Genomic DNA, 13,796 nt, shown 5'->3' with positions numbered 1-13,796 from the left:
TCAGGGTGAAGTGAGTTACATCAGCAAGTGCAAGTACAGCAGGGGTGATTGAGAAATACGCCGCCGCGCTCGGCCTGAAAGGGTTGGGCGCGGCGGCGTGCTGGTGTGCTCCCACGACGAGCCGCGCCGATCGGACGGCGCCGCGTGGACGGTCTGCGTCGGCGGTTCGTCCGGCCGCGACGGGTGATGGCCCGTGCGTGCTCGGTGATGGGCGGCGCTGCCGTCCCCGGCGTTGGAAACACTCTGCTCGTGATCCTCGATAACGAGGCACTGGATCAGTAGTCTCCAGTGGAGCAGAAACGTGAGGACGCTTATGTCCGTGCGCGCGGTGAAGCGTGGGTTGTTGTCGCAGGTGCAGGTGTTCGGACCGGTGCGGGCGTGGCGGGGAAGTCAGGAGGTCGCGCTCGGTTCCGGTCAGGCCCAGGCGATCTTCGCCATGCTCGCGCTCCGCGCGGGCAGAGTCGTGCAGACCGACGAACTCGTCGCCGGGCTCTGGGGAGACGTGGCGCCGGTGTCGGGCCGGGGCATTCTGCACACCCACATCTCGGCGTTGAGACGGGCGCTGGAGCCGCAGCGCGATCGCAACGCGTCGACTCTGCTGCTGTCGGAGGGCGCGGGCTACCTGCTGCGCCTGAACCACGATCAGGTCGACGCTTTCCGGTTCGTGGACGCCGAGGCTCTCGTCAGGACCCAGCTCGCGAACGAGTCGCCGGCGGCAGCTTTGGAGACAGTGGACGCGGCACTGGCCTTGTGGAGGGGCGAGCCGTTGTCCGGTGTCCCCGGCCCCTGGGCCGAGCACGAGCGCGGCAGGCTGGTCGAGGCGCATCGTTCGATGGTGGAGCACCGCGCGGAGGCGCTGCTGGCCATCGGCTGGTGGGATCAGGCGGTACACGAGCTCACCGCGTTCGTCACGGCGAACCCGTTCCGCGACAAGCCGCGGGAGATGCTGCTGCGGGCGTTGTACGAGGGCGGAAGGATCGCGGACGCACTGGAGTTCTTCCGCTCCACGCGCACCTTCTACATCAGCGAACTGGGCGTCGAGCCGGACGCTTCGTTGCGCGAGCTTCACGAGCGCATCCTGTCCGACGACCGCGATCTCGCGATCCCGCACGCGCCGTCGGAGGCGGAAGACGACAACGAGTCTCTCGCGTTGTTCGGTCGCGTGGAGGAACTCGCGGCCGTGAGAGCGGCGGTGTGGGACGTCGCGGAAGGAACCGGATCGGCCATTTGGGTAGAGGGCGAGATGGGGATCGGCAAGTCCGCGCTGCTGAGCGCGGCACTCTCACTCGCCGCGGCGAGGTCGTGCCAACGCGCGCAGGCCGTCGCGGACGAGCTGGGACAACGGTTTCCGCTGAATCTCGCGTTCGACTGCTTCGGGATCGACGCGCACACCTCGAACGAGCACAAGCTGGCCATCTGGCGGTCGGTGCACGACGACGCGCAGAGCGTGTCCCTCGGCGGCGGGCTGCCGATCTTCGGCACCATCGACAAGATCATCGGCTTGGCCGAGAACCTCTGCGCCAGAGGCCCGCTCGTGATCGTCCTGGACGACGTCCAGTGGGCGGACGAGGCGAGCCTGGAGGTGGCGCATCGCTTGTGCTCGCTGACCACGCATCTGCCACTGCTGGTGATCTGCGCCGCTCGCCCACTTCCTGCCAGGGCCGAGGTGACTCAGCTGCGCCTGGCCATGACGTCGGCGGGTGGCACGGTGCTCGACCTCGCGCCGCTGACCGAGCAGGCCGTCGACACCATGATCGGCGACCTCGTCGGCGCGCGTCCTGGCGCGGAGCTCAGCAGGATCGTCGAACGTGCGGCGGGCAACCCGCTGTTCCTGCGGGAGATGGCGGACATCCTGCTCCGTGACGAGGCCGTGCGGATCGAGTCAGGCACCGCGGAGGTGAGTTCGGCGACCTTCGAGCACGTGCCGGTCTCGTTGGTCGCCGCCGTCTCCATGCGCCTCGACTTCCTGTCGTCTCAGACCCGTGACGTGCTGAGCTGGGCCGCGTTGCTGGGAACCGAGTTCAGCGTCACCGATCTCGCGACGGTCAGCGAGCGCGGGGTGTCCGCGTTGTTGCCCGCCATCGAGGAGGCGTTCGCGGGCAGCGTGCTGCGCGAGGCGGGAAACCGGCTCGCCTTCCGGCACCCGCTCATCAGGCAGGCGATCTACGAGCGGATGCCGCTGGGGCTGCGGATCGGACTTCATCACCAGGCAGCCGAGATGCTCGCCAGATCCGGTGCCACCTCAAGCTTCGTGGCGGAGCAGGTGCTCGCGTCCGGCGAGACGAGCGAGTGGGTGGTCGAATGGCTTTCCGGAGCCGCGCCCGCCCTGACCTACCAGGCTCCTGTGGTCTGCATCGAGTTGCTGCGCCGTGCCCTTGATGCGGACGACACTTCCGAGGTCCACCGCGGAGTGCTGGCCGCACAGCTGAGCAGCGCGCTGTTCCGCGTCGGCCGCGACACCGAAGCCGAACAGCGCGCACGCCTGGCACTCAGACTGCTGGACGACCCGCACCAGGCGGCTGAGATGCGATGGATTCTCGCCTATCTGCCTTACCGCGCGTCGCGCGCTGCGGAAGCGATCACGGAGATCGAAACCGCACTCGCGGAGCCGGCACTGCCCGATCCTTGGAGAGGAAGGCTGCTGTCCCTGCTTTCGCTGGTGCAGCGGGCAGGACTCGGTGACCTGGACAAGTCGGTCGTCAGCGCGCGGGAGAGCATCTCGGAGGGCGAACGAGCGGACGATCCGTTCTCGATCGGGCAGTCCCTTGAGGTGCTCTGGCAAGTCGATGCGGTACGCCGTGACTACGGTCGCGCCGTGGGACACCTCGACCGGGCGCTGGCGGTGATCGGGACCGACGTGGGCCTGACCGACCTTCGTCTCGTCGTACTGGACAACCGCCTGTTCACCTTGCAGTGTCTCGATCGGCTGGACGACGCCAGCGAGACGCTGCGCCTCGCGTTCGAGATCGCCGCTCAAAGGGGTGCTCCGGACGCGGGACTGCACGTCGCTGCGGCGGTGCACCATTTCTGGCTCGGCGACTGGAGTGAGTGCGCGGCCAGGCTCGGTCGGGTCATCGGCGGTTCCACCTTCACCGGGTTCGGACTGAGAGAAGGCGGTCCCGTGCTCCTCATGCACGGCGTGGGAGCGTTGATCGCGGTGCACCAGGATGACGATGCTGCGCTGAACGGGCACCTCGAAGCCGGTTTGAACCTACCGCTGGTGACGGCCGCCGATCGCGAGAACTGCGACTTCCTCATGGCCGCTCGCGCTCTGGCATCTGTGCGGTCGGGTGATCCGCACGCCGGAATCGCCGTGCTGGCGACGATCCTCGACACCAAGTACGCGCAGATGATGCTGAGGCATCAGTGGTTGCCCGACCTCGTACGGCTTTCCCTCGAAGTCGGCGACACGAAGACCGCGCTGGCGGCGGTGGAGGCCTGCGAGGCGGAGGCGACGATGGAACCGACGCCGGCACGTGCCTCCGCCGCCGCACGGCGTTGCCGCGCGCTGGTGGACTCCGACGCGCGGGAGCTCGCGTCCGTGGCGAAGCACTACCGGCAGGTGGGCAGAAAGGTGGAGCTGGGGTACACGCTTGAGGATCTCGCGGTGGTTCATCAGGCGATGGGGAACGCGGACGAATGCCGGACCGCCGCGCGGCAGGCCGCCGTCATTTACGGTGAGCTGCATGCCAGATGGGATCTCAAACGTATGCGGACCCGGCTTAACGGTGTGACGACGGCATGAGTCCGGTCATCACCTTGCCGGGGAACTGTCGTCGGTGTGGGCGTCGGCGCCTGCCGGACCTGCTGCCGCCTGCTGAACCCGCGCACGCGCCCGACTGATATCCCATGTCGCGCCGAGCTCCTCGTAGGCGGAAATCGCCTGGTGTAGCGCGGCCATCGCCTCCTGCGGCTCATCGACCTCAGCCAGGACGACCGCGATGTCCTCCGTTGCCTCGGCCGCATCGAGCCACCGGCCGGCGCCTTGGCAGTGGTCGATCGCAGTACGGAGCAGTGCGGCATCACGGTCGACAAGACCGCGGCATCGCGCGTGAGCGACGAATGCTCCGGCGGGAACCACTTCTTTCGAGGCCTCCACGTCACAAAGTTCCAGGACACGGCGGCTCACGTCGGCGGCGCCGAGGTCGAGCGCGAGTCGGAGAACGAGCGGCAGCCACTGCGCGCGGGCGACCGGCGTCTCCTCCTGGTCGAGAAGGGACCGCAGCGTGGTGAGCGCGTCCTCCTTGCTGCCCTCGAGTTCGTGCACAAGAGCCAGGGCCACCGTGGGGATGCCGTGGTGTTCCAAGACGGCCGCCGATCTCGGCCCCCGCGCGGTCGCGATGTTCAAATGGTGCAAGGCGGCAGCGTGATCGTTGCGCCGCACGGAGATGATGGACGCCATTGCGTGCGGTGTCACTGTGAATCCCGGCGCCCTCAGCTCGAGTGAACCGGACGAGGTGTCCGCGAAGTCGAACACGCGACGCCAGCGACCAGTCTGGTAGTCATGGACGATGTCTGCGGCACCAGGATCACGTTCGAGGTTGAGCAGGGAGAACCGTTGACTCTCCGCGAGACCGGCCTTCAGGTGGTTCGCGTTGCCGAGTCGATCTGCGGCGGCCAGGGCCCGTTCGATGTGGGACAGCGACGTCAGGTGGTCGCGCTGGACTGTGCGAACACACCACATCGCGTGCTCGGCGAAGACGGTCGCACGGTCGTCGGAGGCGTGCTGGATCGCGGAGGCGGCCGAGTCGAGCGCGACGGGAAGATCGCCGGCGTCGGCCGCGATCGTGGCCTTCTTGGCATGGAGCAACGCCGGCCAGGATGTTGTCTGATCCGCCTCGTCGAAGGCCTCCGTGATGAGACCGGTCGCGGCATCGAGGTCGCCGTCATGGTGACGTTCCTGGGCGAGCACCCACAGCATCTCGACTGTGAGGGCAGCGTCATGGGTGCGGGCGAGTACTTGCTGGGCGGCATCTCCGGCGGGGCGGCCGAGCTGGAACAAGGCTCGCGCGAGCACCAGCGTGAAGCTCTCCCGTTCGCCACCCTCGAGAGCCGCACTGGCAAGTAGCCTCGTCAGCAGTTCGGCGAGCACCTCAGCTGAGCATTCGAGCAGTTTCTCCGCGTTCCTCATGAGCCACGGGACCACCACCACGTTCGGCATCGTGGTAGTCGCGACGATGTGGCTGGCGATCTTGTGAGGTGGTGCGCCCATCCGCAGCAGGGCGGTCGCCGCGTCGTGATGCATGGCCTCTCGCACCGATGACGGCGTCGACTCGCGCAGACACAGCTGGACGATCGGATGCCGGAAGGCGAGATTGATTCCCGCGCTCGTCAGCAAACCCACTGCACAGGCCTCGTCGATCGCCTCCATCAGGGTGCTCATCGGGCGGGTCATCACCAGGGCTGCTTCCTTGATGGAGAACTCCGCCCCCAGAAGAGACGCGTGGCGGAGGACCTCAACGGTGCCCGGTGAGAGCGTGTCGAGGTGTCTGGTGAGGGAGGCCGTCAAGGACTGGGGCAGCCGGATCGGCGCATCGCGGGCGATCTCGCCGCCGCGAACCCCTGCCCAGGTGGGGTCGGCAAGCAGGCACCGGACCACCTCTTCGAGGTAGTGGGGGTTACCTCCGGCGAGGGTGATCGCTCGGCCCAGCCCCATGCCTTCCGTTCCCGCGATTCCGCTCGCGAGTTCCGCAATGGCGTCAGGCGAGAGTGGGCCGAGAGTGATGTGATCGCCGCCGGCGGCAGTGAACGCACGGCGCAGCCGGATGCACAGCCGTTCCCCGTGAACGAGCCTTGAGGCACACAACAACAGTATTGGCCGTTGCCCGGTCAGCCGCACAAGGCGGTGCAACACCAGCACGCTGGCCTCGTCGGCCCAGTGCACGTCGTCGATCACCAAGGCGAGTGGCTGATCCGCGCAGAGTTGGTCGACGAGATCGACGAGGCGATCGACGGCCACGAGTTCGGCGTCGGAGGCGCCGCCAGGAGAAGGAACGTTGTGGAGGGTGTCCAGGTCCCGTGCTGCCGCGACGCAACGTGGATCGGTCGATGTGGCGCTCACTCCGAGACACCGCAGGATCAAGCGGAACGCGAAGCGGTGCCCCAGTTCGTCGCCGGTCGCCGACAGCACACGAATCCCAGCGATGTCGGTAGCGGAGGTCAGGAGAGCCGTCTTACCGATGCCGGGTTCCCCATCGAGCCAGACGCATCCACCCCGTCCGCCGCGCAACCTCTCCATCGCGTCCAGCACCGGTCGGACCTCCGTGGCCCTGCCGACGAGCATCGGCCTCGTCGCAGCGATTTCGGTGGACTGCCGTGGCGGTGGAAGGCCGTTTTCGGAGCGAATCCGTTCGTAGAGGCTGGTGAGTTCCGCCCCTGGCTCGATTCCGAGCTCTTCGACGAGGTGCGACCGTGCTTGCGCGAACGTCGCCAACGCCTCGTCACGCCTGTCCAGTTGGTACAGCGCGGTCATGAACAGCGCCGTGATGTCCTCGCGTGCCGGGTGTTCGCGCACGAGCATGTCGAGGTCGGGCACAGCGTGCTCGGCCAACCCCGCGTCGAGCATGAGCTCAGCCCGCTTCTGCCGGGCCGCGAGCCGCAGGTCAAGCAGATGGACGCGGTAGACATCGGCGAACGGGCACGCGATGCCGTCGAGCGGTTCGCCTTCCCACAAGGCCAAAGCCCTGTCCAGTTCGGCGAGCGCGCCGTTCGCCTCCATGCGGTACGCGCTGTCGACGGATGTTTCGAATCGATGCGCGTCGATATCGTTTCGATCGATTCGGAGGGCATAGCCCGAACCAGCAGAAGCCAGCACAGTTGGGTCGGAACGCCGGGTGCGGTCCGGTTCGAGCACTCTGCGCAGCGACGACACGTAGGTGTAGATCGCGCTGTCGACACTGGCAGGAGCGGTGTCGCCCCACAACCCGTCAATGATCTCGTTGCGTGACACCACCTGCTCCGCGCGTGCTGCAAGCAGTGAGAGCATCGCGCGCATCCGAGGGGCGCCGAGGTCGACTGGCTCGTTGTCCCTGAACGCTCGTACCGGCCCGAGCAGCTTGATCGACAGATGCGCCACGCGTGTCAACACCTCGCCGGGGGAGAGCTTGGCGTCCAGGCCCGTCTGGCCCGACACCTGTTCCTCACCTGAAGCAGCGCCTCCAGTGACGCCCACTGGAGATAGCCACGTGTTGAGACGCTAGCCCGCTGTTCTGCGCGAATCAGGTGTCCGTGATCAGATGAACACGAACATTGCCCGAACAGTCAAGAATGGACATGGCCGGTTCTCTCGGGCCGAAACTATTGTTGGCTGTTCACCAGGTTGATGATTAGTTCGTCGATGTCTACCTGTTCGGAGCCGGGGCGGACCAGGGCGTACGTCTTGGCCAGGAAAAGAAGAAGATCCTCGGCGCGCGCGTGAAGCAATGCGTGCCCGTTGGGTGGTAGCAGCTCGACGGAGATGATCCCACGCGATAGCGGTTGCAGCCGGAAGTCACCGGCTCCTGCTGGTTCGAGCATGCCTTCAGTGAGCAGTGACCGTGCGACCAGCCACTTCACTGGTCGCAGCCGCTGAAGCGTCAACGTGAGCTCGACCGCGAAGGGGTCGCTCGCACGGTAGGCCATGTCGACGGTGATCGGTCTGGCGCCACCGTGTTCGTCCAGGAGCGTGAACTCCGCGCGATGGGTGCAAGTTTTGTCCATGAGACGCCGTTCGTCAGAGTTCAAGTACCAGTTCGGCAGCTCGGGCCGGTGAGCAGGGCCATTCGTCTCCGCACTCGTCGCACACGTCGCGGGGAGGAAGGCAGCAGTGATCGGACATCGTGGCTGCGGCAGTTCGGCGCCAACGAGCGATTCGAGCTTCCCACTCGTTGTCAGAAGACGGATGGTCCATCGTGCTCACACCTTCCGGATCGGCGGAACCGGCCCGGCGAGGTTGCTGGCCAGTCGGGTTCGGCTCTGGTGGTGACGTTCACCCCATCACCATGCGCCTTGGGTCTCCAGAGTTTCTAAAATCCGAAACTTAGGCATTCGGGCAGGTGGGAAGGCATGTCCTGGGGCCGCGGACTGCTGAGGGTGTACGAGGAAGACCGAGCTTGTGTGCTGTCAACCTTGAGGGGTCGTTGCCTGGCGCAGCGGCTCCGCGACCGCAGCACCGGCGGCTCGTCGCCGATCAGGCGCAGTTGGTTGGCAATGAATCGTTCGAGGATGTCCAGGGACAGCTGGGTGCAGCGATATGTTCGCTGCACCGTCGACTTGTCCTGGCGCTCGCCTGCGTACCGGGTTTGAGCCCGCCCGAGGCGAGGTTCGCTCGCATTGGTCTCGCCGGGCAGTGCGCTTCTCGCACCGATTGTCCGGTTCTCGGTCAAGGACGTGCTGGAGCACGCACGGGCGTTGCCACAGCCGCAGGCTGGCTTGAGCGAAGTGAGTGGTGCGGTCTGGCCGGACGTGTCTGCAGGAGGTTGTGCCGGGCAGAACGACCCAGCTGAACGGGATCTGCCAGGGCTGACCGTCGATCTGCTGCGCGGCGGCGAGATCGTGGTAAAGGTGATGACCGGTGACGACGGCCTATTCACCGCTTCGGGCCTGGCTTCCGGCCAGTACTCGGTGCGGTTGCCGGCAGATGACTTCGCGCTACCGTTCGAGGTTTGTCCTGATCGGGCCTGCGCTGATCACGCCGGTAGTCATCTCTTCGTGAAACTGGATCATGACCGGATTCGCGATCACGTTCATCGCCTCGGGGCGACGGAGTGGCAAGTGTTCAAGCGCGATATCGTGCCGCTGCTGGACCCGGTGCTGCTCACCGTGTTCATGACACTGTTGATCAATCTGTTGAAGATCTTCGAGCTGATCGCTTCGGGTTCGGTGCAGAAGGAGGCGAATGTGCTGGCGGTCGGTGCTCAACATCGAGGGGCGTGGCTTGTCGTCAGCGCGGCAGTCGTCGCGGCCTCTATGGCGTGGCAACGAGGCTGGACATGGCGATCCGGAAGGAGTAGCCGCAGCAGGAGGATCTGGTTCTGACTTGTTGCCGAAAGCGGCAGCAAGTTGAAGATCGCGATTGCGATCAGGGCCGAACGTCCAATGTGCCCGGCGATCGTCATCCTGCGCAGGCGGTTCGCACTGTTGGCCATCTTGTGGCTATCTCCGGCGACTTCCGTGAAGCGAGACCGGTCGCCACGGTCGGGGGAGGGGGTTCGTAGCGACCGGTCTCCAGGAAGGCTCGAGGCACTGTTTGGAAGAGGCGAGTGCCTGAGCTGCGAACGCGTCAAGAATATCGATTCGGCGTCGCGGCTTGCAAGGGCACATTCGCGCACATTTTTCTGTGTTAATCGCTTGAGTGGTTCGTCCGGGCATTATTGCTGGTGCGATCGGGTAGTTTTTCGTCAAAACTGGCTCGATCGTGGTTAGGGTGAGATCCCTGTGTGAGAAATTTTCGTGGAGGATGAGCGATGTTGAGCGCAGAGGGCTCGGCCGACCGATCCGTTGGCGAACTTATTTGCCGGGTCGCTCTGCTGATTGCGGTGGCAACAATCCCGGCGTTCGCTACGGTCGCAATCCTTGGATGGAGCGGGCTGCTGCTTTCCGTCCCCGCCGTGGTCGCGACGGCGACCATAGTGGAGATGCTCGGCGGCCTTGTGCGGAAACGGTCGTGAAGGTTGGTGCTGCAGGCAGGAAACGGCCCTGTTCGCTGAGATAGTGGCGCAGATCGTCTTTTGGTGCTCCTCGCGATGGTTGATCAGGCTGCGTGGATTCGCGTCGTCGGTATTCATGCGGCTGGGCGCAGGTCTATGCGTCTGCTTCTGGACTAAGGTTTTGTGATTCGCCATGCGTTTATGTGGGCAGGGCCATCCGCCATCGAATCATTGCCTCGTAGTGGTGTAGTCGTTCGTAGTCCTGGATATGGGGGAAGCGGTTGGTTATCCGTGCCGGAATCCGTTCCGCTACTCACCGCCTTGGTGGCACTGTGAGTCCGGTCATTTCAGTGGTTGTCTCTCGATCGAGCCATGCCGCTGCTTCGTGTTGCGAAACGAACGGGCTGTCGGCAGGCGTCGGGTTGACAGTCGGGAAGAACCACTGGCCAGCCGCAATGCCAACGCCCAGGACGTGGACGTACAAAGCCTTGCGCATCTGGTCAGCCTTCTGGTCCTGCGCGAGGCACTCGCGGGCGAAGAGTCTGATCAGGTCATGGAACTGCAGGCGTTGCGGTTCAGGCGTCACTGTCAGCAGTGACGCGCTCACCTGTTCGTGCAGCGCCGCGCCGATCTCCAGTGGTGACACGTCTGCCGCGACAGCGGCGAGGTCAGGGCCAAGGGTCGCACCGGGTATGAGCGCAAGACGCCGGAATACGCGCTGCGCAAGCGGGGGTCAGCCTGGGCAGCGACACCTCGAACGCCGACCGCAGGTGCAGGTCCCCCACAGACAACGAGTCCAGACGCACCCGTTCGTTGCGCAGTTGCCGCACCAGGTACGTGAGAGACCACGTTCGCCTGGTAGCGAGGCGGTTGCCGACGATCCGCAGCGCGAGCGGTAGGTTTCCGCACAGCGTTACGATTTCGCGGGCTGCCGTAGGATCTGCGCGCACGACCTCTGTGCCGACGATGGATGCCAGTAACTCCTCCGAGTCTTCTTCTGGCAGGACGTTCAGTGTGAGCCTGCGCGTGTTCTCGAGCCCCGCCAACACACGCCGACAGGTCACGATCGTCAAGCCGTGCTCGTCGGTGCAGATCAGCGGCCGCACCTGCTCCTCGTCGGCGGCATTGTCCAACAGCACAAGCATTCGCCGATCCCGCAGCAGCGTCCGGAGGAGCGACGCACGTTCGGTGAGTTTGGCAGGCAGCCGGTCGGGGATCACGCCGAGCGCGGTCAACATCCTTTCCAGCGCAGTGGCGGCGGCGACCGGTTGCTCGTCGACTCCGCGCAGGTCGAGTGCCAGGCAGCCGTCAGGAAAGCGGTCGGCGAGTCGATCGGAAGCCGCAACAGATCATTGGAACAGCCGCGCTGGTGATCCGCATCTGCACGCAGCGCTGGGCGTCCGCGCTCAACAAGGATCGCAACGGCGGCCGCACCAGCCACGACGTTGGCCCCGGTAGTGCAGCTGCGTATGGCACCGCCGTGCCCGCCGGCCTCACCTACAAGGTCAAGTCGGGTTGTCCTGACCTGCTGAAGCCCGAACCGCTCGCAGCTATTACCAAGGGTTCGTGGTCTCGGAGGTGAACTCCGTCGAGACCAACGGCCGCCATGTCTTCGTTTCGAGCGGAGGCAAGGCGCTCAGCGTGGGCATCGTTGCCTACGCGAGCGAAGAGGTGTCGGAGCGGCTGCCGCCGATGCTCTGCACCGGCGGCAAGCTGGATGTCGAGACCAAGGCAGGCGCGGCTGGCACAGTCGAGGATCAGACGTACTCGCTGCACGCCGTGGCGGGGCGGCGGAATGTGCGGAGTCGGTATTCGAAGTTGTTGTGGGACGGAGCCTTCGCGGCGTGCCGCGTTTCAGGACCAGCGCCATCGGAAGCCGACGACTGTGTTCTCAATAGACGGCAGGTATTTACGGATGAAGCCGTTCTGGACCAACACCCGTTCCTCATGGACCGGTTCCCCCTCGAACTGGTCCGCCCAGACGCACCACCACGCCGACGCGGGGGCAGGACCGGTGAACTCGACGGAGATGTCCACGTTCTCGCAGCGGGCGAACGCGGTTCGGCGCACCTCGGTGGCTTCAGCGTGAGTGTCGAGGTCCAGACCAGATATCGCCAACGGCACGGCGGCGGACAAGACACATGACACGGCGGCCAAGGCGAAGAACCGACCTGACGGTGTCGATGCGGTGTCGGGTTACGAAGGAAACAAGTGATGGGCTGGCAAAACGGTAGAGTTGCCTGGTGGGGCATATCAGGAGCGGGATGTGAAAGTGATGGTGGGCGGCCTGTTGTCGCCACTGAGCGATGCCGATGCCTTGGTTGGTCGAGAGTTCTTCCCGTTGCTCGTTTCGCTGCTCTGTGAAGCTGCCGAGCGAGCCAACCTGATCCGCGTTCAGGCTTGCGGCCGGCGGCCGCAAGCCTGGCGAAGCGCTCGGGGACGTTCATCGATCTCGTCGAGGGATGCCGTCGTGCGTCAGGACGTCCGCACGATCAGGCCGGTGTGCGGCCCGCCAGATGGTGCGCGGCCAGGTAGGCGGCGGTGAGGGCCGGTCCCAGGGTTGCCCCCGGCCCCGCGTACCCCCACGGGACCGCCGCCGCCGCGACGTTGCCCACGGCGTACAGGCCTGGCACCGGAGCGCCGGTCGCCGCCGAGAGGACCCGTGCCGTGGTGTCGACGTGCAGTCCACCCTTGGTGCCCAGGGCGCCGGGGTGCAGGCGGACGGCGTAGAACGGCGGCTTCTCCAGCGTTCCCAACGAAGGGTTGGGGCCGTGGCCGGGGTCGCCCCACTCCCGGTCCCAGCTCGTCGATCCCCGGCCGAAGTCCTCGTCGACCCCCGTGGTGGCGAAGTGGTTGAACCGCGTCACGGTCTCGCCGAGGGCGTCTGCGGGGACGCCGATGGCCTCCGCCAGTTCCTCCAGGCTCGCCGCCTGGACGAGCCAGGACGGGTCGGGTTCCGCGAGGCCGTCGGACGCCGTGCCCACCAACGGGTAGGTGTCGCGGAAGCACTGGTCCAGCACCAGCCACGCGGGCAGGTTGGGGGCGCCGTTGCTGTGCGTGCCGAAGGTCTCGGGCAGGTCGTAGTAGTTGAGTGCCTCGTTGGCGAACCTGCGGCCGTGCGCGTTCACGATGATCGCGTGCGGCAGGCCGCGCTCGACACGGCACATGATGTGTTTCGTGCCGCCGCCGCGCGGGGACTCGTGGCCACCGAGGTCGATGGCCGGGGTCCACCAGGCGTCGGCGAGACCGCGCACGTCGGCACCGGCGGCCTGGCCGGCCAGCAGTCCGTCGCCGTCGGCCACCGGCGCGCTGACCGGGTGGGTCAGCGGGCGGTCGAGGTGCTTGCGCTTGAGTTCCTCGTTCCACTCGAAGCCGCCGGTGGCGAGCACCACGCCCCGCCGTGCGCGGACCCGGCCGACGGACGCGGCGCGCACGCCCGTGACCGCGCCGGAGACGACGACGAGTGCTTCCAGGCCGCTGTTCACCCTGACGTCCGCGCGGGCTTCGAGGCAGCACGCGAGCAGCGCTCCGACCAGCGCGGCTCCCGCGCCGACCACGCCGTCGGCCAGGGGACGCAGGGCACTGCCCGCCTCCGGCCGCTTCAGATAGGCGCGGTTCCGGTAGAACGCCTTCTTGTCGGTGACCCAGGCCGCGGTGGTGCCCTGGCGCAGCGAGCCGGCCCAGGCGCCCAAGCGGGACAGTTCGAACGGTTCGGGGGTCAGCGAACGCCCGCCGTGCTTGGCTCCCGGCGCGGTGAAACGGTAGTCGAGAGTCGGGCCGACCGACGGGAACGGCTCGAACCGCAGCCCCTCCTCCCGTTCCAGGAAGGCGATCATCCGGTGGCCGTGTTCGGCGACCATGTCGAGCAACGCCGGGTCGCCGAGACCACGGGAGACGGCGTCGAGGTAGGCGCGGGTCTCCTCGACCGAGTCGTCCACCCCCGCCTCCGGCATGTGGTGGTTGGCCCCGATCCACAGGGTTCCCCCCGACACCGCCGACGTGCCACCCACCAGTTCCGTCTTCTCCAGCACGAGAACCGACAGGCCGGCCCGCGCCGAGACCAGGGCCGCGGTCAGTCCGGCCGCGCCGGTGCCCGCCACCACCACGTCGTACTCCGCGTCCCAGGCGGCGGGCGCGGTGTGCTCCACCCGTTCGACCATCACAAGGCTC

At 66.4% G+C, this 13,796-nt stretch carries 8 protein-coding genes; 3 read left to right on the top strand and 5 right to left on the bottom strand.

Annotation, left to right across the window (positions count from 1 at the left end):
* Positions 1-319: 319 nt before the first annotated feature.
* A complete protein-coding gene (locus PV646_RS41320) occupies positions 320-3,745 on the top strand; it encodes an ATP-binding protein (protein ID WP_500348239.1) in 3,426 nt (1,141 codons plus the stop codon).
* Between the two features lie 9 nt (positions 3,746-3,754).
* Here PV646_RS41320 and PV646_RS41315 read toward each other — a convergent pair whose 3' ends face one another.
* The gene (locus tag PV646_RS41315) at positions 3,755-7,132 is read right to left on the bottom strand and encodes an ATP-binding protein (RefSeq protein ID WP_500348238.1); all 3,378 of its coding nucleotides are present in this window, start codon (positions 7,130-7,132) and stop codon (positions 3,755-3,757) included.
* A 164-nt stretch (positions 7,133-7,296) separates the two neighbouring features.
* Positions 7,297-7,722: an SsgA family sporulation/cell division regulator gene (locus PV646_RS41310; RefSeq protein WP_500348237.1), complete on the bottom strand. Its 426-nt coding sequence runs from the start codon at positions 7,720-7,722 to the stop codon at positions 7,297-7,299.
* 588 nt (positions 7,723-8,310) lie between these two features.
* Here PV646_RS41310 and PV646_RS41305 point away from each other — a divergent pair.
* Complete coding sequence (locus PV646_RS41305; RefSeq protein ID WP_500348235.1) at positions 8,311-9,015, top strand: carboxypeptidase-like regulatory domain-containing protein; 705 nt, start codon at positions 8,311-8,313, stop codon at positions 9,013-9,015.
* Between the two features lie 924 nt (positions 9,016-9,939).
* Here PV646_RS41305 and PV646_RS41300 read toward each other — a convergent pair.
* A complete protein-coding gene (locus PV646_RS41300) occupies positions 9,940-10,272 on the bottom strand; it encodes a hypothetical protein (protein WP_500348233.1) in 333 nt (110 codons plus the stop codon).
* 22 nt (positions 10,273-10,294) lie between these two features.
* Entirely contained in the window at positions 10,295-10,864 is a 570-nt protein-coding gene (locus PV646_RS41295; RefSeq protein WP_500348232.1) for a hypothetical protein, read from the bottom strand.
* 340 nt (positions 10,865-11,204) lie between these two features.
* Here PV646_RS41295 and PV646_RS41290 point away from each other — a divergent pair, with 340 nt between their 5' ends.
* Positions 11,205-11,771: a hypothetical protein gene (locus tag PV646_RS41290; RefSeq protein ID WP_500348230.1), complete on the top strand. Its 567-nt coding sequence runs from the start codon at positions 11,205-11,207 to the stop codon at positions 11,769-11,771.
* A gap of 347 nt (positions 11,772-12,118) precedes the next feature.
* Here the strand turns inward: PV646_RS41290 and PV646_RS41285 are convergent, their stop codons facing one another.
* On the bottom strand, positions 12,119-13,786 hold the full coding sequence (locus PV646_RS41285; RefSeq protein WP_500348229.1) for an FAD-dependent oxidoreductase: 1,668 nt from the start codon (positions 13,784-13,786) through the stop codon (positions 12,119-12,121).
* Positions 13,787-13,796 lie beyond the last annotated feature (10 nt).

It is taken from the genome of Streptomyces sp. ID05-26A (genome assembly GCF_033794685.1).
Classification (GTDB): domain Bacteria; phylum Actinomycetota; class Actinomycetes; order Mycobacteriales; family Pseudonocardiaceae; genus Lentzea.
The sequence above is the reverse complement of the archived record's forward strand: the minus strand, read 5'-3'. Positions and strand labels throughout refer to the sequence as shown.